The sequence below is a fragment of the Pseudoxanthomonas sp. X-1 genome (genome assembly GCF_020042665.1).
GTDB lineage: Bacteria > Pseudomonadota > Gammaproteobacteria > Xanthomonadales > Xanthomonadaceae > Pseudoxanthomonas_A > Pseudoxanthomonas_A spadix_A.
In genome coordinates, this window is sequence record NZ_CP083376.1 from 3,097,449 (window position 1) to 3,123,635 (window position 26,187).

Sequence of the window (26,187 nt, forward strand, 5' to 3'; positions counted from 1 at the left end):
CGTGGCGCATGAAGTCGATGCCCGGCAGCAGCGCGTTGCCGTGCCGGAAGTCGAAGAACGTGGCGTTCTCCCAGGACGAGCCGGTGCCCCAGCGCGTCTTGCAGCGGCTGGTGGTCCACTCCGGCGCCCAATAGACCACGCCGCTGCCGTCGTTGTCGGCCACCAGTTGGGTCAGGTCGGTGAGATAACGCAGCTGCCCATCGGGCGTGGCCGGATAGCCTGGGATCAGCGAGTCCTCACCGAGCAGGTTGTGCGATGCGTCGCCCGCTTCCAGCGTCCACGGGTACGCCGTCTCCACCACCACCACGTCCCTGTCCGGATAGGTCTTGCGCAGGCGCGCGATGGTCTGGCCCAGCTGCGCCATCGTCTGCGTGGACCACTTGCGGTAATAGCTGATGCCGATCAGCTCGAAACCGCGCACCCCGGCGCGCTCGGCTGCCGCGAACCAGGGCTCCACGTTCTCCGGCTGGGCAATATGCAGCATCACCCGCGGCCGGATCCTGGAGTGGGCGCCGGCATCGTGGACCGCGCGGATGCCGGCGTTGAACAGGGCCGCGTTGCGCGTCCAGTCGATGCGGTCCTTCTGCTTGTCCCAGACCCGGGAGCTCATCAGCTCGGGATTGGTCTCGTTGCCGACCTGGATCAGCTCGGGCATCAGCCCCTCGCGGTCCAGCGCCATCAGCGTGTCGTAGGTGAAGTTGTAGAGCGTGCGCGCCAGGTCGTCGGTATCGGCGATGTCGGCCCAGGCCTTGGGGATGTACTGCTTGTCGCCGTCGGCCCAGTCGTCGGAGTAGTGCAGGTCCAGCAGCACCTGCATGCCCTGGGCGCGGGCCCGGCGCACGGTCTTCTTCACGTCCGACAGGTCGCTGTAGCGCGTCCAGCGCGCGTCGTTCCACAGCCGCACGCGCACCAGGTTGGCGCCATGGGCGCGGAAGAGCGAGAACACGTCCTCGACCTTGCCGCCCTCGCGGTACTGCACGCCGCAGTCCTCCATCTCGTTGGCGAAGGACAGGTCCGCGCCGAGATAGAACGGGCGCCCGGGCTCATCGGCCCAGCCCGGCAGCGCCACCAGCGACGCGGCCAGCAACGCGGCGCGCAGCCATCCTCTGCTCCGATTGGTCACAGGCGCAGCTCCTTCAGAACCGGAACGTGGCTTCCAGCGAGAAACGCCGGCCGAACAACTGGTAGCCGCCGTCGTCCATGTTGGCCAGGCGATACGGCAGGTTGTCGGTATAGGCGCGCATGGCCTCGTTGGTGAGGTTGCTGACCTGCAGCTTCACGCCCCAGCGCGGATTGAACTGCCAGCCCACGCTGGCATCCCAGGTGCCCATGCTGTCCAGGCGCACCAGGTGGGCGGCGTTCCAGCCGTACACCGTGGTGTAGGGGCTGTGGTAGCTGTAGCCCGCGCGCGCCTCCAGCGTGCCGTTGCTGTACCACAGGTCGGCCGAACCGGTGCGCCGCGCCAGCCCGCTCAGCGGCAGCGGATTGTTGGCCGGCGAGAACTCGTGCAGGTTGGAATCGACGTAGGAGAGGTTGGAATAGATGCCGAAGTTCTCCATCCCCGGGATGAACCAGAACGGCGTCTGGAAGGTCAGCTCGACGCCGTCGATGTAACCGCCGCCGCCGTTGAACGGGCCACTGATCAGGTAGTCGCGGCCGTCAATGGTCTCGTGCTCGGTCTTGTAGCCGATGCTCGAATCGACCCACTTGCGATACACCGCCAGCGCGGCCAGCGCCTCCTTGTGGAAATACCACTCGTAGGACAGGTCGAGCTGGGTGGCGCGGAACGGGTCCAGCCGCGGGTTGCCGCCGCTGCCGGTGAGCTGGCCGCTGACCGTGGCCGGATTGTCCAGGTAACGACCGGTGCGCAGCTCGTCCAGCGGCGGCCGAGCGACCACCTTGGCGGCGGACAGGCGCAGGATCTTGTCGTCGGCGATGAGGAAGTTGACCGTCGCGCTGGGCAGCACGTCGGTGTAGTCCTTGCTCGCGCTGCTGGGCGCGTAGGTGTTGCCATCGACGGTGTCGTAGCCGTCGCTGCGGGTGCGCGTGGCGACCACGCGCACGCCGACATTGCCGGTCACGTCCACGCCCAGCCAGTTGGAGCTGAAGTTGGCCTTGGCGAAGGCTTCCTTGACCCGCTCGCGCACGTTCCAGTGATCCAGCATCTGCTCGGCCAGCGCGGAAGGAGCGAAGCCGCCGAAGCCCAGCCCGGCGATGTCGTCCACGTTGCCGGCATAGACCGGCGGCACGTTCAGGCCGGGAATCTCCAGGGGATGGATCAGACCGGCATAGGCCGAGATCGGCTGGTCGTAGTCCGAGTAGTTGGCCAGCTCGTGGCGGTTGCGCTTGACCCGGTCGGAAACGCGCGCGCCGAACGAGAGCCGGTTGAACGCGCCATCCAGCGGACGGCTGGCATCCAGCGCCAGCGCGACGATGCGGTCGCGCAGGGTCTGCGGCTCGTCGCTGCCGGCGATGCCCCAGGCCGGCGTGGCGCTGCTGGTCGAGATCCAGGGCGCGTGGCCCGGCGCGAAGTCGAAGGACACGCTGTCCGGATTGAGCCCGAACTGCACCGAGCGCCAGCGGTTCTCGCGCTTGGCCTGCGAGGCCGACAGATCGGCGCCGAGGGTCCACACCTCGCCGGTCCACTTGCCGTTGAGGCCGCCGGCGGTGAGCGTCTTGACCTCGTTGTACTTGGCCAGCACCTGGTCCATCTCCAGCGGCGTGCCCCACTGCGAGTTGATCAGCGTGCCGCCGACCACGTTGTGGTCGATCATGTGGATCGACGAGCCCGGCTGGCCGTACGGGTTCCACCACGACCAGATGCTGTCGTCCCAGTTGCGGTACCAGGTCTGCGACTGGTCCTCGTCGATGCGCACCTTGGAATAGAGCGCGTCGGCCTTGAGTTCGAAGTTGCCGCTGCGCCACTGCAGCGCGGCCATCGCGCCGGTGCGTGTCTGGTCGATCAGCTTGAGCTGGTCGGCCGCGCCCCAGGGGGTGTAGTCGCGCGTGCCGTCGCCGTCCACGTCCACCGCGCTGGCGTCGTCGGTATAGCCCCAGCTGCCGATCAGCGCGTTGGCGTTCTTCTGCTTCTGGTAGGTCGCGCCCACGGCGATGGCCAGGTCGTCGTTGATCCGGCGCACCCAGCTGGCGCCGAAGCGGCTGCCCCAGGGGCTGTAGCCGTCCACGTCCTTGCCCTGGTCGTAGAACACCGGCCCAGCGCTGGCCACGAACTGCGGGCCGGTGTAGGTGAGCGGATCGATCGTGGCGATGTCCACGGTGGCGGCGATGCCGCCGGCGATCAGGTCGGCCGAGGGCGTCTTGTAGACCTTGACCGAGGACACGATCTCGGTGGGAAAGATCTCCCAGCGCACCGCGCGGTCCGGCTCGGACGAGGCGATCTCGCGGCCATTGACGGTGCCCATGGTCATCCGCGGGCCCAGGCCGCGCACGGTGGCCAGGCTGGCGTTGCCGCGGTCCAGCGTGGCCGTCACGCCCGGCAGGCGCGCCAGCGCCTCGGCCACGGTGACGTTGGGCATCTGGCCCATGTTGTCGGCCGAGACCACCTCGACCACGTGATCCTCCATCTGCTTGACCGAGACCGCCTTGTCCAGCGCAGCGCGCTGGCCGGTGACGGTCACGGTGTCCAGGCGGGTGATGGCGTCACTGTCCTGGCCGGCGTCCGGCTTGCCGGACGCGTCCTGGGCCAGCGCCTGGCCGCCCAGGATGCCGAGCACGGCGACGGACAGCAGACTGAGGACGAAACGTCCCGACGCGCCGCGATGCAGGGCGCGCATGTGGTGCACTGGCATGATTTGTTCCCTCCCAAGGACAAATTGGCCGAACGAGTTGTGAGCTGGCACGGGGCGCAACTGGCCAGGCCGGCACCGAGCCGCGAGGGCGGTACCGCCGTGCCGATCAGCCGGACCTCAGGTCCGAGGCCTTGCCTGCCACGATCGGCAGGGTCGGTTGGACCCGGCAGGGCCACGATGTGTCTGCGGGGCGGCAGCATAGGAATGGCAGACATGCCGCACAAATGAAATATTCACAGGGAGCTATCTCACCCAGGAATACGTGCGACCCTCACGCCGGCGTGTCGTAAAGCCCCCGCGCCGTTTCGCGCAGCGCCTCAAGGACGCTGGACGCGGCGGGCGAAAGCTGGTGGCCGCGGCGGCGGACGATGCCGAAGTCCTCCATCTGCACATCCATGTCGATCGGCAGCACCGCCAGCTGCCCGGCCTGGACGTGGGCCGCCACCGAGCGCGCCGGCAGCACGGTCAGGAAGTCGCTCTCGGCCAGCAGCGCGGTGATCACCGGCAGGGCCGAGGTCTCGATGACGTTGTCCGGCCAGGGCATGCCGTACTGCATGAACGCCGTGCCCAGCCGCGCGCGCAGCACGCTCTCGCGCGGCGGGACGATCCAGCCGCATCCGGCCAGGTCGGCGTGCGACAGCGGGCGCCCGCTCAGCGGATGGCCGGCGCGGGCGATCACCGCGTGCGGCTCGTCGGCCAGGCGCTCGAACTCCAGCTCATCGCGCAGCTCGGCATCCATGATCCGCCCCACCACGATGTCCAGCTGGCCATCGAGCAGGCGCGAGACCAGCGGCCGGCTGTAGTCCATCTCCACCCGGACCAGGATGCCGGGGAAGGCGCGCTTGACCCGCGCCACCGCCAGCGGCACCAGGTTGGTGCCCGGGTTGACGACCGTGCCCAGCGCCGCCTGCCCCAGCCGCCCCTCGCGCAGCGCGGCGATCTCATCGCCGGCATGGGCCAGCTCGGACAGCGCCGCCCGTGCATGGCGCGCCAGCACCTCGCCGTAGCGGGTCGGTTCGACGCCGCGCGCGTGGCGCTCGAACAGCGGCACGCCCAGCAGGCTCTCCATCTCGGTCAGCAGCTTGGAGGCGGCCGGCTGGGTCATCCGCGTCGCCTCGGCGGCGCGCAGGACCGAGCGTTGCTCGTGCAGATGCTGCAAAAGCAGAAGGTGGCGCGTCTTCAGCAGCATGGTCCAGTCCCCTTTCTCAACCGGCGTCGATGACGCGGACGGTGGCGGACCGTAACGTATTCCGTGGCGAAATAGAACTCTCGAAAAATTTCATTTGCCAGGCATAGCTTGGCTTCCAATAATCAGCGCCGCTCCCACCCCGCGGTCGCGGTGGGAGCGACCATTCCGGTAGCGTCGCGTGAAGACGGCCGCACCGGACCATTCCGTCACGGATCGTGATGAACCGAGGAGGGGTTCCATGACGCATTCGCAGACAGACGCCGGCCCGTTGCCGGCGCCTTGCGCATGAGCGGCCGGCTGTCCGGCAAGCTCGCGCTGGTCACCGGCGCGGCCAGCGGCATCGGCGCGGCCACGGCCGCGCTGTTCGCCGAGCACGGCGCCACGGTGATCGGCCTGGATCGCAACGCGCCGGCCGCGGCCGATGCGCGCCTGGCGCTGGTGCAGGGCGACATCACCGACGGCGCAAGCGTGCAGGCACTCGTCGCCGACGTGCTGGCACGCCACGGCCGCGTCGATGTGCTGGTGAACAACGCGGGCGCGGACGTGTTCTCCGATCCGCTTCAACTGGGCGATGCCGACTGGCAGCGCTGCCTGGACCTCAACCTCAAGGGCGCCTGGAACCTGTGCAAGGCAGTGCTGCCGGCGATGGTCGCCGCCGGCGCCGGCAGCATCGTCAACATCGCCTCGGTGCACGGCCACAAGATCATCCCGCACGCCTTCCCCTACCCGGTCGCCAAGCACGGCCTGATCGGGCTGACCAAGGCGTTGGGCATCGAGTACGCCGCGCGCGGCATCCGGGTGAACTCGATCTCGCCCGGCCTGATCCTGGTGCCGCGCATCGAGGCCTGGTTCGCCCGCGAACCGGGCGCGCGCGAACGCCAGACCGCGCTGCTGCCCCCGGGCCGCATCGGCACGCCGCAGGAGGTGGCCTACACCGCCCTGTTCCTGGCCAGCGACGAGGCCCGCTTCATCAACGCCACCGACATCCTGATCGATGGCGGCCGCTCCCAGCTCTATCACGAGTAAGTCCATGTCCCACGACACGCGCCTGTTCAAGCTGCCGCTGGTCGCGATCCTGCGCGGCATCACGCCGGAAGAGACCGCGACGCATGTCGATGCCCTGGTCGGCGCCGGCTTTGACGCCATCGAGATCCCGCTCAATTCGCCGCGCTGGCAGGACAGCATCGCGCTGGCCCATCGCGAGTACGGCGCGCACGCGCGGATCGGCGCCGGCACCGTGCTGCACAACGAGCAGGTCGATGCGCTGGCCGAGATCGGCGCGCGCTTCATCGTCACGCCCAACACGCGGCCCTCGCTGATCCGCCATGCGGTCGAGTGCGGCATGACGGTGGTGGCCGGCTTCGCCACGGCCAGCGAGGCGTTCGATGCGATCGATGCCGGCGCGCAGATCCTCAAGCTGTTCCCCGCCGCCACCTACGGCGCCGGCCATGTGCGCGCGCTGCGCTCGGTGCTGCCGGCGGCGGTGCCGGTGTACGTGGTCGGCGGCGTCACCCCCGACACGCTGGCCGGCTTCCTCGCCCAGGGCGCGGCCGGGGCCGGCATCGGCGGCGAGCTGTACCGGCCGGGCCAGACGCCCGAGACCACCGCCGCGCACGCGCATGCCTTCGTGCAGGCCTACCAGGACGCTCAGGGATGAAGATCACCCGCTTGACCACCTACCACGCCGCGCCGCGCTGGCTGTTCCTCAAGGTCGAGACCGACGAGGGCATCACCGGCTGGGGCGAACCGGTCATCGAAGGCAAGGCGCGCAGCGTCGAAGCAGCGGTGCACGAGCTGTCGCAGTACGTGGTCGGCCAGGACCCGGCGCGCATCAACGACCTCTGGCAGACCCTGTACCGTGGCGGCTTCTACCGTGGCGGCGCGATCCTAATGAGCGCCATCGCCGGCATCGACCAGGCGCTGTGGGACATCAAGGGCAAGGCGCTGGGCGTGCCGGTGTACCAGCTGCTCGGCGGCCTGGTGCGCGACCGGATGAAGACCTATCGCTGGGTCGGCGGCGACCGCCCGGGCGACATCGTGGCGCAGATGCAGGCCCATCAGGCGCTGGGCTACGACACCTTCAAGCTCAACGGCACCGAGGAGATGCGCCTGATCGACAGCCCGCGCGCGGTCGATGCGGCGGTGGCCAAGATCGCCGGCATCCGCGCGGCGCTGGGCGACACGGTGGACTTCGGCATCGACTTCCACGGCCGCGTCGGCGTGCCGATGGCCAGGACGCTGCTGCGCGAGCTGGAACCCTACCGGCCGCTGTTCGTGGAGGAACCGGTGCTGGCCGAACACTACGAGCACTACGCGCGCCTGGCCGATGCCACCAGCATCCCGCTGGCCGCCGGCGAGCGCATGTACTCGCGCTTCGAGTTCAAGCACGTGCTGGCCCAGGGCGGCCTGGCGATGCTGCAGCCGGACTTGTCGCATGCCGGCGGCATCACCGAATGCCTGAAGATCGCGGCGATGGCCGAGGCCCACGACGTGGCGCTGGCGCCGCACTGCCCGCTCGGCCCGGTCGCGCTGGCCGCGTGCCTGCAGGTGGATCTGGTCTCGCACAACGCGGTGCTGCAGGAACAGAGCATCGGCATCCACTACAACCAGGGCGCCGACCTGCTGGACTATCTGGTCAACAAGGAAGATTTCGCCTGCGTGGACGGCTACATCGCCGCGCTGCCCAGGCCGGGCCTGGGCGTGGAGATCGACGAGGAGCGGCTGGTCCACGCCAACCGCACGCCGCCGGACTGGGCCAACCCGCTGTGGCGCCATGCCGATGGCAGCGTGGCCGAATGGTGAGCCGATGAGCGCCGCGGCCAGCGTCGCCCTGGCGGTGGACAGCCGCTGCACGCACGGCGAAGGCGTGCTGTGGTGCGAACAACGGCAGGCCGTGTTCTGGGTGGACATCAGCGGGCAGCGCCTGTGGCGCCACGACCCGGCCGACGCCCTCACCCGATCCTGGTCGTTGCCCGACCGTCCGGCCTGCCTGGGACTGATGGAAGACGGCCGGCTGCTGGTGGTGATGGCCAAGTCGATCGCCCTGGCCGACCCGGACGCGCCCGCCGGCGCGCTGCCGCTTCAGACGGTGTGCGCGGTCGAGGCCGATCAGCCGCATACGCGCAGCAACGATGGCCGCGCCGACCGCCACGGGAATTTCGTGTTCGGCACCATGGACGAGCATCCCGACAAGGCCGCGCGCGGCGCCTTCTACCAGTTCTCCTTCGCCCATGGCCTGCGCCGGCTGCCGCTGGGCGGGGTCTCGATTCCCAACTCGATCTGCTTCAGCCGCGACGGCCGCACGCTGTACTACTGCGACTCGTTGCAGCCGCGCATCCTGTGCTGCGACTACGATCCGGACCGCGCCTGGACCGGCAGTCCGCGCGTGTTCGCGCAGGTCGATGCCGAGGGGGCCGAACCGGATGGCTCGGTCATCGATGCCGAAGGCCATCTCTGGAACGCGCAGTGGCGCGCCTGGCGCGTGGTGCGCTATGCGCCCGATGGCCGGATCGAACGGATCGTGCCGATGCCGGTCAAGCATCCCACCTGCCCGGCCTTCGGCGGGCCTGATCTGCGGCATCTGTTCGTGATCAGCTCGCGCCTGGACCACACCGCCGAGGAACTGGCGCGCACGCCGCAGGCCGGCGGGCTGTTCGCCTGCGCACCCGGCATCGCGGGCCTGCCCGAAGGCCGGGTGCGCGCATGATCGCCATCGACTGGGGCAGCAGCAGCCTGCGCGCCTGGCGGCTCGACGCGAACGGCGCGATCGTGGACACACGGCGCGCGGATCTGGGCGCGCTCGGCCATGGCGCGGCGACGCCGGCACTGCTGGCCGATGCGCTGCAGGGCTGGGACGACACCGAGCTGCTGCTGTGCGGGATGGTCGGCGCGCGCGGCGGCTGGTCCGAGGCGCCCTACCTGCCCTGCCCGGCCACGCCGGCCGCGCTGGCGCAGGCGCTGCAGGAGATCCCGACCAGGCACACCGTCCTGGAAGGCCGACGCGTGCGCGTGGTGCCAGGCGTGTGCGACGGCGCCGATGCCGTGCCCGACGTCATGCGCGGTGAGGAAACGCAGATCGTGGGCCTGCTGCGACGACAGCCCGACGCGACCCTGGCCTGCCTGCCAGGGACGCACAGCAAGTGGGTGTCGCTGGAAGCCGGTGCGATCGCCGCCGTGCGCACCGCGATGACCGGCGAGTCCTACGCCCTGTACCGCCAGCACAGCATGCTGGCGCGCAGCATGCCGCCAGCGCGGGACCAGGACGCCTTCGATGGCGAGGCGTTCGCCGCCGGCGTGCGCCGCAGCGGCGAGCCGGGCGGGCTGCTGCAGCATCTGTTCGGGCTGCGCACCCTGGGCCTGTTCGACCGGCTGGCGCCGGCACAGGCGCCGTCCTATCTGTCCGGCCTGCTGATCGGCCACGAGGTCCGCGCGCGCATGCCGCTGCCGGCGCCGGTGCACCTGATCGGCAGCCCGGCGCTCGGCGCGCGCTACCGGCGGGCCTTCGACTTGTTGGGAATCGACAGCGTCCCGCACGACGAGGATCTTGCCGCCAGCGGGCTGTACCAGCTGTCCCGATGAAACGTCCCTCCGCCCTGCCTCGCACCGTCCGTCCCGCGCGGGCGGAGGCGCGGCCGGGCGATCCTGCCAGGAACCCCTGAACCATGCGCCTGTCCCCGCTCGACACCTGCATCGTCGTCCTCTATGCGATCTTCATCTTCGCCCTGGCCCAGTGGGTCTCGCGCGAGAAGCGCGGCGGGCAGCGCAGTGCGCAGGACTATTTCCTGGCCAGCCGTGCGCTGCCGTGGTGGGCCATCGGCACCTCGCTGATCGCGGCCAACATCTCGGCCGAGCAGATCATCGGTATGTCCGGCTCGGGCTATGTGATCGGCCTGGGCATCGCCTCCTACGAGTGGATGGCGGCGCTGACGCTGATCATCGTCGGCAAGTTCTTCCTGCCGATCTTCCTGAAGAACGGCATCTACACGATGCCCGAGTTCCTGGAGAAGCGGTACAGCCCGACGGTGCGCACGGTGATGGCGCTGTTCTGGCTGGGCGTGTACGTGTTCGTCAACCTGACCTCGATCCTGTGGCTCGGCGCCACCGCAGTGCATACCGTGGCCGGGGTGGACGTGGACGTGGCGCTGGTGGCGCTGGGCCTGTTCGCCGGCGCGTACGCGCTGTACGGCGGGCTGAAGGCGGTGGCGCTGACGGACTTCGTGCAGGTCTCGCTGCTGGTGCTGGGCGGTCTGCTCATCACCTGGATCGCGCTGGACAAGGTGGCCGACGGAGCGGGCGTGGTCGCCGGCTTCCAAGTCCTGCTGCAGCGGGCGCCGGAGAAGTTCCACATGATCCTGGACCGCTCCAATCCGCACTACAAGGATCTGCCGGGGCTGTCGGTGCTGCTGGGCGGCATGTGGGTGATGAACGTGTCCTACTGGGGCTTCAACCAGTACATCATCCAGCGCGCGCTGGCCGCCAAGAGCCTGGGCGAGGCACAGAAGGGCATCGTGCTGGCGGCGTTCCTGAAGCTGATGATGCCGCTCATCATCGTGGTACCGGGCATCGCGGCGGTGCTGCTGGCGCCGGGCCTGGAGCGTCCGGACGCGGCCTATCCGCATCTGATGAGCCTGCTGCCCAACGGGATCCTCGGCGTGGTGTTCGCGGCGCTGATGGCGGCGGTGATCGCGTCGCTGGGCTCCAAGATCAATTCCATCGCGACCATCTTCACCATGGACGTCTATCGGCCGCTGCGGCGTGGGGCCTCCGAGAAGCAGCTGGTGCGGGTGGGTCGCATCGCCGCGGCGCTGGCGCTGGTGCTGGCCATCTTCTCGGCGCGTCCGCTGCTGGGCAGCTTCGATCAGGCGTTCCAGTACATCCAGGAGTTCACGGGCTTCTTCACCCCTGGCATCTGCGTGATCTTCCTGCTGGGCATGTTCTGGAAGCGCACCACGGCCACGGCGGCCTTGGTGGCCGCGGTGGCCTCGGCGGTGCTGTCGCTGGCGTTGAAGCTGTGGCTGCCTTCGGTGGCCTTCATGGACCGCGTCGGCCTGGTGTTCCTGGCCTGCATCGCGCTGGCGGTGGTGATCTCGCTGGTGCAGCGCGGTGGCCAGAGCCGCTACAACGTGGAATTGGACGACATCGACTACACCACCAGCAAGGGCTTCAATCTGGCCGCGCTGCTGGTGGTGGTGATTCTGATCAGTCTGTACGCCGTGTTCTGGTGAGTCTGCAGCCGAGTGGCTAACGCTTAGACGACGTGCTGGTGTCCGTTCGTCCTGACTGTTGGCATGTGAAGCAGGCCCGGAAGCGGTCCTTCTCCCGGTGGGGATTGCGGCGCCTGAGCTTTTTTGACTTCGGAGGGGCAGCGGTCCGGCGGGCGGCCGCTTGTCCCTCGATCAGGGCAGCCTGCCCTGCCTTAAGGCGCTCGGCTTCCTGCCTCGCTAGGCGCGGCCACCGCCCGCCGGCCCGCTGCCTCGCGAGTTGAGATAGAGGATTTCGGGTCGTAAGCACCCCTGACCGTGTGCGTCAGAACCTGAATCTTCCCGGCTCGAACCCAGTGGGCGAAGTGCAGCCGCCCAGCCCCGCGCCGGCGAAGGGCCTAAAATCTGCGGACCGATCGCAGTCCGGACGTCTCCCGGGCCGGTTACCGGGAGTTCCGCATGTCGCTGGATTCAACCCAACGTTTCACCTCGCGCGTGGCCGACTATGTGCGCTATCGGCCCGATTACCCACCCGCGCTGATCGAGTGGCTGCAGGGGCCGATGGGCGTGGCGCGCGACGCGTCGGTGGCCGACATCGGCGCCGGCACGGGCATTTCCTCCAAGCTGTTTCTCGACGGCGGCCATCCGGTCACCGCGGTGGAGCCCAATGCCGCCATGCGCGCGGCGGCGGTGGAGTGGCTGGGGGGCGATGCGCGCTTTGCCGCGGTGGACGGGACGGCCGAGGCGACCACGCTGGCCGACGCCAGCGTCGGGCTGGTGATCGCGGCGCAGGCGTTCCACTGGTTCGACCAGCAGGCGGTTCGGCGCGAGTGGGCGCGCATCCTGCGGCCCGGGGGGCTGGCGGTGGTGTTCTGGAACTCGCGCCGGCTGACCGGCACGCCGTTCCTGGAAGGCTATGAGCGGCTGCTGCTGGACTACGGCCTGGACTACACCAGCGTGGCCGAACGCTACAGCGACGATGCGGCGATGAGGGCCTGGTTCGGCGGCGGGCTCAGGGGCATGGTGCGCTTCGACCACGGCCAGCGGCTGGATTTCGACGCACTGCGCGGGCGCCTGCTGTCCTCGTCCTACGCGCCGCAGGCCGGCCATCCGCGCCATGCGCCGATGATCGCCGCGCTGCGCGCCCTGTTCGAGGCCACCGCGGTGGACGGGACGGTGTCGTTCGACTACGACACGCGCGCCTTTGCCGGTACCCTTGCCTCACCGCCCGAAGGAGCCGCCGCATGAACGTCGCCGTCGCACGTCCCACCAGCAGCCTGGCCGTGGTCTCGCTGGTGTTCGGCATCCTGGGCTGGAGCCTGCTGCCCACCATCGGCGCGCTCGTGGCGATCATCACCGGCCACATGGCGCGCGCCGAGATCCGCCGCAGCCAGGGCGCGATGGATGGCGACGGCATGGCCGTGGCCGGGCTGGTGCTGGGCTGGCTGCACCTGGTGCTGCTGGTGCTGGGCATCGCGGCGCTGTTCCTGTTCTTCGGCGGCCTCGCTGCGCTGGCGGCGTACGCCAACTGAAGGACCGCATGATTCCGATGTATTCCCTGGCGCGCCCGTTCCTGTTCGCCCTGGACGCCGAGCAGGCGCACGGCGCCGGCCTGCGGGCGCTGGAGCTGGCCTACCGCACCGGCACGCTCGGCCTGGCCACGCGCCAACCCGGGCCGATGCCCACGCGCGTGCTGGGGCTGGACTTCCCCAATCCGGTCGGACTGGCCGCGGGCCTGGACAAGAACGGCGCGCATATCGACGCGCTGCTGGCGCTGGGCTTCGGCTTCGTCGAGGTCGGCACGGTCACCCCGCGCCCGCAGGCCGGCAATCCGCAGCCGCGCATGTTCCGGCTGCCGCAGCACCGGGCGGTGATCAACCGGCTGGGCTTCAACAACGAAGGCGTCGATGCGCTGGTGCGCAACGTGCAGCGCGCGCGCCGCAAGGGCGGCCTGCTGGGCATCAACATCGGCAAGAACAAGGACACGCCCAACGAGTCGGCCGCGCAGGACTACCTGTTCTGCCTGGAACGCGTGTATCCGCTGGCCGACTACATCACCATCAACATCTCCTCGCCCAACACCGCCGGCCTGCGTGAACTGCAGGAAGAGCAGTCCCTGCGCCAGCTCATCGGCACGCTGCGCGAGGCGCAGGAGCGGTTCGGCGCGCAGCACGGCAAGCGCGTGCCGATGCTGGTCAAGGTGGCCCCCGACCTGTCCGACCCGGACATCGACGCGGTCTGCCGCGTCCTGGCCGACCTGTCGGTCGATGGCGTGATCGCCACCAACACCACCATCGACCGCAGCGCGGTGATCGCCCATCCGCACGCCGGCCAGGCCGGTGGGCTGTCCGGCGCGCCGCTGATGGGCCAGTCCACGCTGGTACTGCGGCGCATGCGCACGCGCCTGCCGCAGGAGATCCCGCTGATCGGCGTGGGCGGCATCACCTCCGGGGCCGACGCGGTGGCCAAGATGTCGGCGGGCGCCTCGCTGGTGCAGCTGTATTCGGGCCTGGTCTATCGCGGGCCCTCGCTGGTCCACGAATGCGTGGAAGCCATCCGCCGCCGCCGCGAGCAGCCCAGCGGCGGCCCGGTCGCCCCGGCATGAGCGCATCGCGCTGGCTGCTGACCGAGCACGCCCCGCTCCGTTCCCGCAACACCTTCGGCGTCGCCGCGCAGGCCCGCTACCTGCTGCAGGTGGCCGACCTGGCCGCGCTGCCCGAGGCCCTGGCCCTGCCGGCGGTCCAGGGCCAGCCGCTGCTGCCCATCGGCGCCGGCAGCAACCTGCTGCTGGCCGGCGATCTGGACGGCGTGGCGCTGGGCTTCGACGCGCGGCGCATCGACCTGCTCGACGACGACGAGGCCGGCGTGCGGGTGCGCGCGGAGGCCGGCGTGGTCTGGCACGAGCTGGTGCTGTGGACCCTCGCGCAGGGCGCGTTCGGCCTGGAGAACCTGGCCCTGATCCCCGGCACCGTGGGCGCCTGCGCGATCCAGAACATCGGCGCCTACGGCGTGGAGGTCGGCGAGCACATCGACAGCGTCGAGGCCTGGGATACCCGCGCCGGCGACTGGTGCCGGCTGTCGCGGGCCGAATGCGCCTTCGGCTACCGCGACAGCGTGTTCAAGCGCCAGCCCGGGCGCTGGATCATCACCGCGGTGACCTTCGCCCTGTCGCGCGTGGCGGACCTGCGCCTGGACTACGCGGGGCTGCGCGCCGAGTTGGACGCGATGGGCGTGGCCGAGCCGGGCCCGGCCGAGGTAGCGCAGGCGGTGATCCGCGTGCGCAGCCGCAAGCTGCCCGACCCGGCGGTGCTGGGCAACGCCGGCAGCTTCTTCAAGAACCCGATCGTACCGGCGGCGCTGGCCGAACGGCTGGCGGCCGATTTCCCCGGCCTGCCGGTGTTCCCGGGCGATGCCGCCGACACGCGCAAGCTCCCGGCGGCCTGGCTGATCGAACAGGCCGGCTGGAAGGGCCAGCGCGACGGCGACGCCGGCGTCTCGCCCGACCACGCGCTGGTGCTGGTCAATCACGGCGGCGCCAGCGGCGCGCAGCTGCTGGCGCTGGCACGGCGCATCGCCGCCTCGGTGCAGGCGCGCTTCGGCGTGGCGATCGAACCCGAACCGCGCATCGTCGGCGCGACGTGGTGATCGCCCCGGCGCCGGTCGCGCCGCTGCGCGCGGCGCTGCTGATGCTGGCCAGCACGCTGTCCTTCGGCCTGATGGCCATCAGCATCCGCCTGGCCTCGCAGTCGCTGGGCACCACCGAGATCGCCTTCTTCCGCAACGCCATCGGCCTGGCCGTGCTGCTGCCGATGGTGCTGCGCCCGGGCCGACCGGCGCCGCGTACCGCGCACCTGCCGCGCTATCTGGTGCGCACCCTGATCGGGCTGTGCTCGATGCTGTGCGGCTTCTGGGCGATCGCGCACCTGCCGCTGTCGCAGGCCATCTCGCTGTCGTACTCCACGCCGCTGTTCGTGACCATCGCGGCGGTGTTCTGGCTGGGCGAACGCGTCCACGTGCGGCGCTGGCTGGCGGTGGCCGCGGGCTTCATCGGCGTGCTGGTGATCCTGCGCCCCGGCTCGGCGCAGTTCTCGCCCGGGCTGCTGGTGGCGGTGGCCGCGGCGGTGACCAGCGCGGTGGTGGCGATCCAGATCAAGCAGCTCTCGCGCATCGATCCGCCGGACACGGTAGTGTTCTACACCTACCTGTTCTGGGTGCCGATGTCGCTGCTGCTGGCGCTGGCGCACTGGCGCTGGCCGCAGGGCATCACCTGGCTGTGGCTGCTGGGCTGCGGGGTGTTCGGCACCGGCGGCCAGCTGCTGTGGACGCGCGCGCTGAAGCTGGGCGAGGTCTCGGCGCTGCAGCCGATCAGCTTCATGCAGCTGCCGCTGGTGATCGTGCTGGGCGGCTGGCTGTTCGGCGAACGGCTGGATGGGTGGACGGCGGTCGGCGCCGGCATCATCCTGGCCTCCACGGCCTACATCGCCCAACGCGAGGCCACCCTCGCCCGGCGCGCGGCGACCACCGCCCCGGTCGAGGGCGCCAAGCCTGGCGAATGACCCCACATCAGGAGATCCAATGCAGACCATCGGCCTGATCGGCGGCATGAGCTGGGAATCCACCCTGCCCTACTACCGCCTCATCAACCAGACCGTGCGCGAGGCGCGCGGTGGGCTGCACTCGGCCAAGGTGCTGCTGTACAGCGTGGACTTCCACGAGATCGAAGTGCTGCAGCACGCCGGCGACTGGGACGCGGCCGGCGCGGCGATGGCCGACGCCGCGCGCCGCCTGCAGGCCGGCGGCGCGGACTTCATCGTGCTGTGCACCAACACCATGCACAAGGTCGCCGACGCGATCACCGAAGCCACGCCGCTGCCGTTGCTGCACATCGCCGATGCCACCGCCCAGGCGCTGATCGAGGCCGGCATCGGCCGCGTCGGCCTGCTCGGCACGCGCTTCACCATGGAGCAGGACTTCTACCGCAAGCGGCTGGAAGCGCGCGGGCTGGAGGTGATCGTGCCGTCGGCGCCGGACCGCGACACGGTGCATCGCATCATCTACGACGAACTGTGCCAGGGCGTGATCGACGACGCCTCGCGCGAGGCCTACCGCGAGGTCATGACGCGCCTGGTTGCCGCGGGCGCCGAAGGCATCATCCTGGGCTGCACCGAGATCTCGCTGCTGGTCGGCGAGGCCGACGCCAGCGTGCCGCTGTTCGACACCACCACGCTGCACGCCCGCACCGCGGCGCTGCATGCACTGGACTGATCAGCGCGCCGGCGGTTCGACCTGCGGCGTCTTCCACGGCCGCCGCGCGCCGCGGAACACCGCGGCATAGACACCGACGGTCCAGGCGATCGCCGCGGCCCAGCCGCCCAGGATGTCCGACGGGTAGTGCACGCCGAGGTAGACGCGCGAGGCGCCCACGGCCAGGGCGACCATCGCGCACAGGACCAGCACCGGCCAGCGCCCGCGCGTGCCCCAGGCCAGCAGCACCAGCACCGCCATCAGCGTCATCGAGCCCATCGCATGGCCGCTGGGGAAGCTGAAGGTGTCCTCGGGCGAGATCGATTCCCACAGACTCGGCCGCGCGCGCCCGAACAGCTGCTTGGTGCCCATGTTCAGCAGGGCCGAGCCGACCACGGTCGCGCCGACGAAGGTGGCCTCGCGCCAGCGCCGCGCCAGCAGCAGGCCTGCCACCAGCAGCGCATCGACCAGGATCACGCCCTGGTAGCCGGCCCAGCTGATGCCCAGGAAGGCCTGGTCCAGCCACGGGCCGGACAGCGCCTTGGCGCGCAGCAGGATCGGATCGTCGAAGACGAAGCTTTCGGCCTCGTGCACCTCGTCGCCCAGCTCGGCGAAGCCCCACAGCGGCAGCAGGATCGCCGCGAACAGCAGGCCCATGCGCCAGCCGATGCGCTGCAGGATGCGGGCGACGACGCCCGCGCCGTCGCGGGGACGCTCAGCCCGCACTGGGCGCGTAGTGGCGGTCGACGTACTCGTCGATCAGGGCGACGAACTCGTGCGCGATGTTCTCCCCGCGCAGGGTCACCGCCTTCTCGCCATCGATGAACACCGGCGCCGACGGCGCCTCGCCCGTACCCGGCAGCGAGATGCCGATGTTGGCGTGGCGCGATTCGCCCGGGCCGTTGACCACGCAGCCCATCACCGCCAGGGTCATGTGCTCGGCGCCGGGGCGGGTGATCTTCCATTCGGGCATCTTGCCGCGCACATGTTCCTGCACGACCTTGGCCAGCTCCTGGAAGAACTCCGAAGTGGTGCGTCCGCAGCCCGGGCAGGCGGTGACCATCGGCGTGAACGCGCGCAGGCCGGTGGTCTGCAGCAGTTCCTGGGCGACGATGACTTCCTGCGTGCGCGAGGTGCCGGGCTCGGGTGTGAGCGAGATGCGGATGGTGTCGCCGATGCCTTCCTGCAGCAGCACCGCCAGCGCCGCCGAGGACGCCACGATGCCCTTGGAACCGATGCCGGCCTCGGTCAGGCCCAGGTGCAGGGCGAACTCGCTGCGGCGCGCCAGGTCGCGATAGACGGCGATCAGCTCCTGCACGCCGGAGACCTTGGCCGAGAGCACGATGCGGTCGGCCGGCAGGCCCAGCTCCACCGCGCGGTGGGCCGAGTCCAGCGCCGAACGGATCAGCGCCTCGCGCAGCACCGCGGTGGCCTCCCAGGGCTGGGCGCGCTGGGCGTTCTGGTCCATCAGCGCGGCGGCCAGCGCCTGGTCCAGCGAGCCCCAGTTGGCGCCGATGCGCACCGGCTTGCCGTAGCGGATGGCGAACTCGATCAGCTGGGCGAACTGGGTGTCCTTCTTCTTGCCGAAGCCGACGTTGCCGGGGTTGATGCGGTACTTGGCCAGCGCTTCGGCGCAGGCCGGTTCGCCCGCCAGCAGCTGGTGGCCGTTGTAGTGGAAGTCGCCGATCAGCGGCACCTCGATGCCCATCATCGCCAGCTTGTCGACGATGCGCGGGATGGCGGCGGCGGCCTCGGGCGTGTTCACCGTCAGGCGCACCAGCTCCGAACCGGCCCGCCACAGCTCGGCCACCTGCTTGACGCTGGCGGCCACGTCGGCGGTGTCGGTGTTGGTCATCGACTGCACCACCACCGGCGCGCCGCCGCCCAGCTGCACCTTGCCCACGCGCACGCCATGCGTGGCGCGCCGCGGCTGGCTGCCGGCGGCGATGGGCGTGGGTTCGGACACGGGCAGCGGGGTGGGAATGGCGTTCATGACGCGCATTTTAGCCCGTGCCAGGTGTGGGAGCCGCCACGGCGGCGAGAGGCTTTACCGGGAACGCTTCATCGCCGCCATGGCGGCTCCCACCAACCCACCCACACGGGCGCGGCTACACTGGCGCGCTGATGAACGAACTGCCCGACCGCGACGTCCTGACCCCGTCCCAGCTCAATACCCTGGCCCGCGACCTGCTGGAAGGCAGCTTCCCGGCGATCTGGGTGGAGGCCGAACTGGGCAACGTCACCCGGCCCGCGTCGGGACACCTGTACTTCACCCTGAAGGACGCGCGCGCCCAGGTGCGCTGCGCGATGTTCAAGCCCAAGAGCAGCTGGCTGAAGTTCGTCCCGCGCGAGGGCCTGCGCGTGCTGGCACGCGGGCGGGTCACGCTGTACGAGGCGCGCGGCGAGTACCAGCTGGTGCTGGACCACATGGAGGAGGCCGGCGAAGGCGCGCTGCGGCGGGCGTTCGAGCAGCTCAAGGCGCGGCTGGCGGCAGAGGGCCTGTTCGACCCGGCGCGCAAGCGCGTGCTCCCGGCCTTCCCGCGCCGGCTGGCGGTGATCACCTCGCCCAGCGGCGCGGCGGTCCGCGATGTGATCAGCGTGCTGGGCCGGCGCTTTCCGCTGCTGGAGGTGGAGGTGCTGCCGACCCAGGTGCAGGGCACCGCGGCGGCGGCGCAGATCGCTGCCCTGGTACGCGCCGCCGGCACCAGCGGCCGCTACGACGCGCTGCTGGTCACGCGCGGCGGCGGCTCGATCGAGGACCTGTGGGCATTCAACGACGAGGCGCTGGTGCGCGCGGTGGCCGCCTGCGCGGTGCCGGTGGTGTCGGCGGTCGGCCACGAGACCGACTTCACCCTGTGCGATTTCGCCGCCGACCTGCGCGCGCCCACGCCCTCGGCCGCGGCCGAGCTGCTGGTGCCGTCCATCGCCGACCTGGGCACCCGCCTGCGCGGCCTGGGCCGGCGCCTGCACACCCTGCACGCGCACCGCATGGACCGCGTCCAGCAGCGCGTGGACCGCGCCTGGCTGCGCCTGCAGGCGCAGGGTCCGCAGGCGCGGCTGGCGCTGATGCGCCGCCGCCACGCCGACGCGCTGCGCCACCTGCAGGCGCAGTGGCAGCGGCAGCTGGAGCAGCGCCGGGCGCGGCTGCGCCACGCCGAGGGCGTGCTGCGCGCGCATTCGCCGCAGCGCCGGCTGGCCGCGCTGGCCGAGCGCCTGGCGGCCCTGCAGACGCGCCCGCAGGCGGCCATCGGCCGCCATCTGCAGCGCGAGGCCCTGCGCCTGGCCGGGCTGGCGCGCTCGCTGGAGGCCATCAGCCCGCTGGCGACGGTGGCCCGCGGCTATGCGCTGGTGAGCCGGGAGGACGGCACGCTGGTGCGCAGGGCCACGCAGGTGACGGTGGGCGAGCGGCTGGAGGCGCGGCTGGCCGACGGCACGCTCAGCGTGCAGGTGCTGCCGCCGCGCGACTGAGCGCCGGCCCCCAATCCGTGACGGAATCCGGGTGATCCGGCCGGCGATCGGGCCGGCCCCGGAAGGGGCGTGCGCCTGGCGCCACGCGCACGTCCACGCCGCTGCCGTCGAAGACCATCGACCGGTGCGGGCTTGCAGCAGTCTCGCCAACGAGGGGTGACGCGCAGACCTGGCGCATGGGAGGCCCGCGCCTGGCCGGTTACCGCGCCGGAGATTCGGGCGCGGGGGCGTTGCGCTCGAAATTGGCGCGCAGGCGCTCGACCATCGCCGGGACGTTATGGTCGAAATGATGCCCCCCTGCGGTCTTGGCCACGCGGATGCCGCGCGCGGCCAGCGTCGGGCACAGCGTGTCCTTTTCTTCCTCGCCGTAGACGCACAGCAGCACACCGGGCGGCAGCTTGGCCAGCTCCGGCTCGACCGGCGCATCGTCCGAGGACGGCGTCCCCAGCCAGCCGCCGACCGAGACACGGAACGAGGCCTCGTGCCCCAGGCCGAGCAGCGAGATCGAGCGCACGCTGGCGCGGGTAGCGGGCGGCAGGCGATTGTAGAGGAAGGGCATGGCGTCGGCGCCGAAGGAATAACCGATCAGCTCCACCTCGTCGGCATGCCAGCGCCGGCGGTATTCGTCGATGACCGCCGCCAGGTCCGCGGCGGTCTCCTCCGGCGTGCGCCGCGACCAGAAGTAGCGCAGGCTGTCCCAGCCGATCACCGACACGCCCTGCGCGCGCAGGCCGCTGCTGACGCCCTTGTCGAGGCTGCGCCAGCCGCCGTCGCCGGAGATGAAGATCGCCAGGCGATGGCTGCCGGCGGCGGGCAGTTCGATCAGCGGCAGGCCGCGGAACGCCGGCTCCGGCCGCGGCAGGTGCGACACTACCGCATCGGCCACCGCCTGCGGCCCGGCCTGCTCCAGCACGAAGCCCTGCTCGGCCGAGGACGGCGCCACCGCACAGCCGGCGGGCGCGGCCGCGGCGAGGCCGTTCAACACCGCGCCGACCACGGTCTGCGGCAGCGCGTTGGCCACCGCCAGCCGCGCCAGCGCACCGCCCGTCGCGTCGGCGCCGACCAGCATCGGCGCGAAGTAGGCGTCCACCTCGCCCTGGCGCATCAGGCGCCGGCCCACGCGCTCGACGCTGTTGGCGACCAGCTCGCAATGCTGCGGATCGACGTGGGCCAGCGCCTGGGCGGCGGGCACCAGCGCCACCAGCAGGCCGCGGTCGGCCAGCGACTGCGCCAGCTCCGCCGCCGCGCCGTGCCGTCGCGCGCGCTCGGCCATCACCACCACCACGCCGCGCGGCTTGCCGGCCGGCTCGAAGGTCAGCGCCACGCCGAAGGGCTGGCCCAGGTGGCTGCGGCGCAGGTGCGAGGCCAGTGCCACGCACGCCAGCGCGCTCAACACCAGGGTCAGCAGCGTCCAACGGACCCAGGGGCGGATGCGCATACGGTTCCCGAAGGAAGGAAAAGGTCGCGCAGCCTAGCGCCATGGCGTGGCAAACGCGCACGCCGGCCGTGCGGACGTTTCGTCCCGGTTGAACTGGCCTGGCCGCCGGTCATTCACGACCGCAACCCCATCGCGGCGGTTGGCGCGTTTGCAGGCCCGTCCCTCCCAACGAGTCACCGACATGTCCCGTACGCCACACACCTGCCTGTCCCTGCTGATCGCCGCCACGTTGGCGGCCTGTTCCTCGACGCCCCCCTCGCCTGAAGCGCAGGCGCGCTTCCAGGCCCAGGAGACCGCCAAGGTCGCGGTGGCCGAAGCACCCCTCGTCCAGGCCGAGCGCATGGTCATGCCGGCGCCGCCCGCCCCGCCACCGCCGCCCGCGCCCCAGCGCGGCGCGCGCAGGGCGATGCCGGCCGGGATCATGCCGCCCCTGCCCTCGCCCATACCGCCCCCGCCCGCGGTCAACACCGAGCGCTACGCCCACCAGGACGACAACCCGGTGCGGCGCACCGTCGAGCAGCCGGTGTCGACCTTCTCCATCGACGTGGACACCGGCAGCTACAGCAACGTGCGGCGCATGGTCCGCGCTGGCCAGCGCCCGCCGGCCGACGCGGTGCGCGCCGAGGAATTCATCAACTACTTCGATTACCGGCATCCGGCGCCCGAGCGCCGGGCCGTACCGTTCCGCGTGACCACCGAGCTGGCGCCGGCGCCGTGGAATCCCCGGCGCCAGCTGCTGATGATCGGCATCAAGGGCTACGAACTGCCCAGGCGCGAGCTGCCGCCGTCCAACCTGGTGTTCCTGATCGACACCTCCGGCTCGATGGACGAACCGGACAAGCTGCCGCTGCTCAAGCAGTCGCTGGCGATGCTCGTGCCGCAGCTGCGCGCGCAGGACCGCGTGTCGATCGTGGTCTACGCCGGCTCGGCCGGACTGGTGCTGCCGCCGACCCCGGGCGATGCGCACGCCACGATCCTGGCCGCGCTGGACCGGCTGCAGGCCGGCGGCAGCACCAACGGCGGCGCCGGCATCGCCCTGGCCTATGCCATGGCGCGCCAGGCCTTCATCCCCGGCGGCAGCAACCGCGTCCTGCTGGCCACCGATGGCGACTTCAATGTCGGTACCGTCGATCAGCGCGCGCTGGAGACCCTGGTGGGCGATGCGCGCAGATCGGGAGTGGCGCTGAGCACGCTGGGCTTCGGCCAGGGCAACTACAACGATGCGCTGGCCGAGCGCCTGGCCGACGTCGGCGACGGCCAGCACGCCTACATCGACTCGGACCGCGAGGCGCGCAAGGTGCTGGTGCAACAGCTGCAGGGCACGCTGCTGACCATCGCGCGCGACGTCAAGATCCAGGTGGAGTTCAACCCGGCGGCGGTGGCCGAGTACCGCCTGATCGGCTATGAGAACCGGGCCCTGGCGCGCGAGGACTTCGCCAACGACAAGGTCGATGCCGGCGAGATCGGCGCCGGTCACGAGGTGACCGCGCTGTACGAGCTGACCCCGGCCGGTTCGGACGCGGCGCGCCTGCCGGCGCTGCGCTATGGCGCGCCGGTGAGGCCTTCGGCCGATGCGCGCGAGATCGCCGACCTGCGCCTGCGCTACAAGCGCCCCGGCGAGGACGCCAGCCGCCTGATCGACGCGCCGATCCTGGCCTCCTCGGCCCGGACCCAGGGCAGTGCCTCGCTGCGTTTCGCCAGTGCGGTGGCCGGCTATGCCGACCTGCTGCGCGGCGGCACACGCTTCGACGGCTGGGGCTGGGACCAGGTGATCGCCACCGCGCGCGCGGCCAGCGGGCAGGATCCGGATGGCCTGCGCCACGAGTTCGTCGAACTGGCGACCACCGCCCGCGCGCTGACGACGCCTGCCCAGGGAGACGGCGTGGCCGCCGCGCCCGCGGCGCCGGCCCTGGTGCGTTAAGGCACGCGCTCGCCCAGCACCGGCCCGGGCCGGCCCAGCAGGTAGCCCTGCGCGTAGTTGCAGCCCAGCTCGCGCAGGGCAGCCAGCTGCGGCTCGGTCTCCACGCCTTCGGCGATGGTCTCGATGCCCAGCGTGCCGGCCAGGGCCAGGATCGCCCGCACCAGGGCCAGGCTCCCCTCGCGGTGCTCGGCGCCCAGCCCGGCGATGAAGCTGCGGTCGATCTTCAGCGCCGAGATCGGGAAGCGGTGCAGGTAGGACAGCGCCGAGAAGCCGGTGCCGAAGTCGTCCAGCTGCGCCAGCACGCCGCGCGCGCGCAGCTGCTCGAGCATGCGCAGCGCGCGTGGCGCATCGTCCAGCAGCGCCATCTCGGTGATCTCCACGCGCAGCTGCGCGGGGTCGGCGCGGTGCTGGTCCAGCAGCCGCAGCAGCCGTCCGGCGAAGTCGGGCGAACGGAAGTGCCGCGGCGAGACGTTGACCGAGACGTAGCCTTCCACGCCGGCGGCGATGCGGCCGACCACCTGCTCGTAGAGCAGCCAGTCGATCTGCTCGATCAGGCCGCTGTCCTCGCCCTGGGCCAGGAACTGCCCGGGCAGCAGCAGGCCGCGGCGTTCGTGATGCCAGCGCAGCAGCGCCTCGTTGCCGATCACCGCGCCATCGGACAGGCGCAGGATCGGCTGGAAGTACGGGCTGAAATGCTGGCTGTTGATCGCACGCCGCAGGTCGGCCTCCAGGTCCAGGCTCTGCATGGCGGCCTCGCGCATGCGCTCGTCGAACACCGCGCTGCGCTCGCGCCCTTCGGCCTTGGCTCGGTACATCGCCGCGTCCGCGTCGCGCAGCATGTCCTCGCCGCGCTGGTAGCGCGGGTGCCAGGCGGCGATGCCGATGCTGGCGGCCGGGAACAGCTCGCGTCCGGCGACCCACATCGGCCGGTTCAGCGCCTCCAGCAGGCGCGAGGCGAATTCCACCGCCTCGTGCGCGCCGCGCCGGCAGGCGATGACCATGGCGAACTCGTCGCCGCCCAAGCGCGCGACCAGGTCGCCCTCGCGCACCTGCGAGGTGATGCGGCGGGCCACTTCGATCAGCAGTTCGTCGCCGGCGGCGTGGCCGATCGAGTCGTTGACCAGCTTGAAGCGGTCCAGGTCCATGAACAGCACCGCGAAGTGCTGCCCCGGATTGGTCTGGGCGCGGGCGATCGCGGCGGTCAGGCTTTCCAGCAGGAAGGCGCGGTTGGGCAGCCCGGTGAGCGCGTCGTGCGTGGCCTGGTAGGTCAGACGCTGCTCGGCGCGCAGGCGCTCGCCGATCTGCGCCATCAGCTTGGCGTTGGCCTCGGCCAGTTCGAAGGTGCGCGCCTCCACCCGCGCCTCCAGCTCCAGGTGCGCGGCGCGCAGCGACTCGCGCGCCCGCTGCCGGGCCAGGCCGGCGCCGAAGTGATGGGCGACGAAGGACAGCAGGTTCTGGTCGTGCAGGGTGTAGTGCACCTCGCTCGAATAGCTCTGCACCACCACGCAGCCGCGGGTCTCCCCGCCGTGGTCCAGCGGCACGCCCAGCCAGCTGTACGCCGGCGGGCCGTGCTGGATCACCTGGCCGCTGGCCACCAGCTCGGCCACGTCCTCGGCCTCGGCCAGCAGCGGCTGGCCGGTCCGGATGACGTATTCGGTCAGGCCCTGGATGGCGCGGCGCGAGCGGCGCACCGGATCGTGCTCGTCCACCGAATACGGGAAGTGCAGCGTCTGGCTGTCGTCGTCCAGCAGCGCGATGTAGAAGTTGCGCGCCACGATCAGCTCGTCCACCACCCCGTGCACGGCGGCGTAGAACTCCTCCAGCGAAGTCGAGGTATTGGCCAGGTCGGTGATGCGGAACAGCGCGGCCTGCAGCTTCTCGGCGCGGCGACGCTCCTGGATCTCGGCCTGCAGCTCGCGGTTGGTCTGCCGCAGCTCGTGCGTGCGCGCCTCGATGCGCGCTTCCAGTTCCTCGTGCGCGTGGCGCCGGTCCAGCGCGGTCAGGATGTGCTGGGCCACGTAGCTCAGCAGCGCGCGATCCTCGTCGGTGTAGCTGGCCGGGGTGTCGTAGCTCTGCACCACGATCGCGCCGCACACGCGGTCGTCGCGGCGCATCGGCACGCCCAGCCAGTCCACGCTTTCCGGGCCATGACTGGCGTCCAGCGTCACACCCAGACGCTGGCTCACCGCCGCCGACGGTCCGCGCATCGGCTTGCCATGGTGCAGCAGCGCCAGGGTCACGCTGTTGCGCATCTCGTCCTCGCCGAACTCGCGCTCCGGGTCGGCCACGTACGGGTCGATCAGGTCGGCGAAGTAGAGGAAGCGCAGCGTGCGGCGCACGTCGTCGTAGAGCACGATGTAGCAGTTCTCCGCGTACATCAGCGAGCCGACCACCGCGTGGATGCGGGCCAGCATTTCGTTCATCTCCAGATCGGCGCTGGCCAGGTCGGCGATCTCGTACAGCGCCTGCTGCAGGCGCTTGGACTTCTCCAGCGTGACGATCCGGGCGCGGGCGCGCTCGGCCTCGAGCACGGCGCCGACCAGCGCCTGCGCGGCCGCCTTCCAGGCGCTGACCTGCGCCGGCGTCAGCGGCGCGGCGAGGCTGGCGGCCAGCGACATGCGCGCGTTGCCTTCCAGGTTGGACCAGGCCAGCAGCAGTTCGTCCTCGTTGCGCACCACGTGCTGCGGGTTGTCCCACAGCGCCTGCTCGGCACGCCGGCGCAGCGCGGGGCTGGCGTCCTCGCTGATCGCGCCACCGGCTCCGATCGCCCAGTCCCGCCAGCAGGCCACGACCTGCGACCCCTCGGGCAGCAGGCCGCACAGCACCCGCGCCACGGCGTCGGCCGCCACGGCGCTGGCACCGGCCTGCTGCACGGCAGTGGCGGTCTGGCCAAGCATCTGTTCCCCTCTGTCGCGGCG

At 71.1% G+C, this 26,187-nt stretch carries 20 protein-coding genes and 1 pseudogene; 14 read left to right on the top strand and 7 right to left on the bottom strand.

Annotation, left to right across the window (positions count from 1 at the left end):
• Window position 1: 1 nt before the first annotated feature.
• From LAJ50_RS13820 to LAJ50_RS13830, 3 genes and pseudogenes are all read right to left on the bottom strand, one after another.
• Window positions 2–1,087 (bottom strand): annotated as a pseudogene (locus LAJ50_RS13820) (arabinogalactan endo-1,4-beta-galactosidase); the annotation flags it as partial.
• A gap of 49 nt (window positions 1,088–1,136) precedes the next feature.
• Window positions 1,137–3,809, bottom strand: coding sequence for a TonB-dependent receptor (locus tag LAJ50_RS13825; RefSeq protein WP_171044571.1), 2,673 nt, complete (start codon window positions 3,807–3,809; stop codon window positions 1,137–1,139).
• A 271-nt stretch (window positions 3,810–4,080) separates the two neighbouring features.
• Window positions 4,081–4,998, bottom strand: coding sequence for a LysR substrate-binding domain-containing protein (locus tag LAJ50_RS13830; RefSeq protein ID WP_138652503.1), 918 nt, complete (start codon window positions 4,996–4,998; stop codon window positions 4,081–4,083).
• 285 nt (window positions 4,999–5,283) lie between these two features.
• On the opposite strand from LAJ50_RS13830, the gene LAJ50_RS13835 reads away from it, so the two are divergent.
• The 12 genes from LAJ50_RS13835 to LAJ50_RS13890 all read left to right on the top strand — a co-directional run bounded on the left by LAJ50_RS13835 (window position 5,284) and on the right by LAJ50_RS13890 (window position 16,463).
• The gene (locus LAJ50_RS13835; RefSeq protein WP_138652502.1) at window positions 5,284–6,024 is read left to right on the top strand and encodes an SDR family oxidoreductase; all 741 of its coding nucleotides are present in this window, start codon (window positions 5,284–5,286) and stop codon (window positions 6,022–6,024) included.
• A 4-nt stretch (window positions 6,025–6,028) separates the two neighbouring features.
• Complete coding sequence (locus LAJ50_RS13840; RefSeq protein WP_138652501.1) at window positions 6,029–6,655, top strand: 2-dehydro-3-deoxy-6-phosphogalactonate aldolase; 627 nt, start codon at window positions 6,029–6,031, stop codon at window positions 6,653–6,655.
• On the top strand, window positions 6,652–7,800 hold the full coding sequence (dgoD, locus tag LAJ50_RS13845; RefSeq protein ID WP_138652500.1) for a galactonate dehydratase: 1,149 nt from the start codon (window positions 6,652–6,654) through the stop codon (window positions 7,798–7,800). The genes LAJ50_RS13840 and dgoD overlap by 4 nt, the downstream gene beginning before the upstream one ends.
• A gap of 4 nt (window positions 7,801–7,804) precedes the next feature.
• Window positions 7,805–8,704: an SMP-30/gluconolactonase/LRE family protein gene (locus tag LAJ50_RS13850; protein ID WP_138652499.1), complete on the top strand. Its 900-nt coding sequence runs from the start codon at window positions 7,805–7,807 to the stop codon at window positions 8,702–8,704.
• Window positions 8,701–9,576 (top strand): 2-dehydro-3-deoxygalactonokinase, encoded by an 876-nt coding sequence (locus LAJ50_RS13855; protein WP_138652497.1) that lies wholly within the window; start codon window positions 8,701–8,703, stop codon window positions 9,574–9,576. The genes LAJ50_RS13850 and LAJ50_RS13855 overlap by 4 nt, the downstream gene beginning before the upstream one ends.
• A gap of 83 nt (window positions 9,577–9,659) precedes the next feature.
• Complete coding sequence (locus tag LAJ50_RS13860; RefSeq protein ID WP_138652495.1) at window positions 9,660–11,222, top strand: sodium/sugar symporter; 1,563 nt, start codon at window positions 9,660–9,662, stop codon at window positions 11,220–11,222.
• 435 nt (window positions 11,223–11,657) lie between these two features.
• Window positions 11,658–12,446: a class I SAM-dependent methyltransferase gene (locus LAJ50_RS13865; RefSeq protein WP_138652493.1), complete on the top strand. Its 789-nt coding sequence runs from the start codon at window positions 11,658–11,660 to the stop codon at window positions 12,444–12,446.
• On the top strand, window positions 12,443–12,730 hold the full coding sequence (locus LAJ50_RS13870) for a DUF4190 domain-containing protein (RefSeq protein WP_138652491.1): 288 nt from the start codon (window positions 12,443–12,445) through the stop codon (window positions 12,728–12,730). The genes LAJ50_RS13865 and LAJ50_RS13870 overlap by 4 nt, the downstream gene beginning before the upstream one ends.
• Before the next feature lie 17 nt (window positions 12,731–12,747).
• Window positions 12,748–13,803: a quinone-dependent dihydroorotate dehydrogenase gene (locus LAJ50_RS13875; protein WP_138652597.1), complete on the top strand. Its 1,056-nt coding sequence runs from the start codon at window positions 12,748–12,750 to the stop codon at window positions 13,801–13,803.
• Window positions 13,800–14,843 (top strand): UDP-N-acetylmuramate dehydrogenase, encoded by a 1,044-nt coding sequence (murB, locus tag LAJ50_RS13880; protein ID WP_138652489.1) that lies wholly within the window; start codon window positions 13,800–13,802, stop codon window positions 14,841–14,843. The genes LAJ50_RS13875 and murB overlap by 4 nt, the downstream gene beginning before the upstream one ends.
• Window positions 14,843–15,754 (top strand): DMT family transporter, encoded by a 912-nt coding sequence (locus tag LAJ50_RS13885; protein WP_255469359.1) that lies wholly within the window; start codon window positions 14,843–14,845, stop codon window positions 15,752–15,754. Before murB ends, LAJ50_RS13885 begins: the two co-directional genes overlap by 1 nt.
• A gap of 19 nt (window positions 15,755–15,773) precedes the next feature.
• On the top strand, window positions 15,774–16,463 hold the full coding sequence (locus LAJ50_RS13890) for an aspartate/glutamate racemase family protein (RefSeq protein WP_138652487.1): 690 nt from the start codon (window positions 15,774–15,776) through the stop codon (window positions 16,461–16,463).
• On the opposite strand, the gene LAJ50_RS13895 is transcribed toward LAJ50_RS13890, so the two are convergent.
• On the bottom strand, window positions 16,464–17,123 hold the full coding sequence (locus LAJ50_RS13895) for a phosphatase PAP2 family protein (RefSeq protein WP_224096592.1): 660 nt from the start codon (window positions 17,121–17,123) through the stop codon (window positions 16,464–16,466).
• Window positions 17,124–17,157: 34 nt separating this feature from the next.
• Window positions 17,158–18,444, bottom strand: coding sequence for a flavodoxin-dependent (E)-4-hydroxy-3-methylbut-2-enyl-diphosphate synthase (ispG, locus tag LAJ50_RS13900; protein ID WP_165424049.1), 1,287 nt, complete (start codon window positions 18,442–18,444; stop codon window positions 17,158–17,160).
• Between the two features lie 122 nt (window positions 18,445–18,566).
• Here ispG and xseA point away from each other — a divergent pair, with 122 nt between their 5' ends.
• Window positions 18,567–19,910, top strand: coding sequence for an exodeoxyribonuclease VII large subunit (gene xseA / locus LAJ50_RS13905; RefSeq protein WP_138652485.1), 1,344 nt, complete (start codon window positions 18,567–18,569; stop codon window positions 19,908–19,910).
• Between the two features lie 199 nt (window positions 19,911–20,109).
• Here the strand turns inward: xseA and LAJ50_RS13910 are convergent, their stop codons facing one another.
• Window positions 20,110–21,348: a virulence factor gene (locus LAJ50_RS13910; protein WP_224096325.1), complete on the bottom strand. Its 1,239-nt coding sequence runs from the start codon at window positions 21,346–21,348 to the stop codon at window positions 20,110–20,112.
• A 181-nt stretch (window positions 21,349–21,529) separates the two neighbouring features.
• Between LAJ50_RS13910 and LAJ50_RS13915 the strand changes: the two genes are divergently transcribed.
• Window positions 21,530–23,269, top strand: coding sequence for a VWA domain-containing protein (locus LAJ50_RS13915; RefSeq protein ID WP_138652481.1), 1,740 nt, complete (start codon window positions 21,530–21,532; stop codon window positions 23,267–23,269).
• Here the strand turns inward: LAJ50_RS13915 and LAJ50_RS13920 are convergent.
• On the bottom strand, window positions 23,266–26,166 hold the full coding sequence (locus tag LAJ50_RS13920; RefSeq protein ID WP_138652479.1) for an EAL domain-containing protein: 2,901 nt from the start codon (window positions 26,164–26,166) through the stop codon (window positions 23,266–23,268). The genes LAJ50_RS13915 and LAJ50_RS13920 overlap by 4 nt on opposite strands.
• Between the last annotated feature and the right edge of the window lie 21 nt (window positions 26,167–26,187).

Bases quoted from the DNA above. Each gene is read 5' to 3' on its own strand.
- LAJ50_RS13920 (WP_138652479.1), bottom strand. From the start codon at position 26,166: ATGCTTGGCCAGACCGCCACTGCCGTGCAGCAGGCCGGTGCCAGCGCC.
- LAJ50_RS13875 (WP_138652597.1), top strand. From the start codon at position 12,748: ATGTATTCCCTGGCGCGCCCGTTCCTGTTCGCCCTGGACGCCGAGCAG.
- LAJ50_RS13855 (WP_138652497.1), top strand. From the start codon at position 8,701: ATGATCGCCATCGACTGGGGCAGCAGCAGCCTGCGCGCCTGGCGGCTC.
- dgoD (WP_138652500.1), top strand. From the start codon at position 6,652: ATGAAGATCACCCGCTTGACCACCTACCACGCCGCGCCGCGCTGGCTG.
- LAJ50_RS13825 (WP_171044571.1), bottom strand. From the start codon at position 3,809: ATGCCAGTGCACCACATGCGCGCCCTGCATCGCGGCGCGTCGGGACGT.
- LAJ50_RS13870 (WP_138652491.1), top strand. From the start codon at position 12,443: ATGAACGTCGCCGTCGCACGTCCCACCAGCAGCCTGGCCGTGGTCTCG.
- LAJ50_RS13835 (WP_138652502.1), top strand. From the start codon at position 5,284: ATGAGCGGCCGGCTGTCCGGCAAGCTCGCGCTGGTCACCGGCGCGGCC.
- LAJ50_RS13910 (WP_224096325.1), bottom strand. From the start codon at position 21,348: ATGCGCATCCGCCCCTGGGTCCGTTGGACGCTGCTGACCCTGGTGTTG.
- LAJ50_RS13915 (WP_138652481.1), top strand. From the start codon at position 21,530: ATGTCCCGTACGCCACACACCTGCCTGTCCCTGCTGATCGCCGCCACG.
- murB (WP_138652489.1), top strand. From the start codon at position 13,800: ATGAGCGCATCGCGCTGGCTGCTGACCGAGCACGCCCCGCTCCGTTCC.
- LAJ50_RS13865 (WP_138652493.1), top strand. From the start codon at position 11,658: ATGTCGCTGGATTCAACCCAACGTTTCACCTCGCGCGTGGCCGACTAT.
- LAJ50_RS13860 (WP_138652495.1), top strand. From the start codon at position 9,660: ATGCGCCTGTCCCCGCTCGACACCTGCATCGTCGTCCTCTATGCGATC.
- ispG (WP_165424049.1), bottom strand. From the start codon at position 18,444: ATGCGCGTCATGAACGCCATTCCCACCCCGCTGCCCGTGTCCGAACCC.
- xseA (WP_138652485.1), top strand. From the start codon at position 18,567: ATGAACGAACTGCCCGACCGCGACGTCCTGACCCCGTCCCAGCTCAAT.
- LAJ50_RS13840 (WP_138652501.1), top strand. From the start codon at position 6,029: ATGTCCCACGACACGCGCCTGTTCAAGCTGCCGCTGGTCGCGATCCTG.
- LAJ50_RS13850 (WP_138652499.1), top strand. From the start codon at position 7,805: ATGAGCGCCGCGGCCAGCGTCGCCCTGGCGGTGGACAGCCGCTGCACG.
- LAJ50_RS13890 (WP_138652487.1), top strand. From the start codon at position 15,774: ATGCAGACCATCGGCCTGATCGGCGGCATGAGCTGGGAATCCACCCTG.
- LAJ50_RS13830 (WP_138652503.1), bottom strand. From the start codon at position 4,998: ATGCTGCTGAAGACGCGCCACCTTCTGCTTTTGCAGCATCTGCACGAG.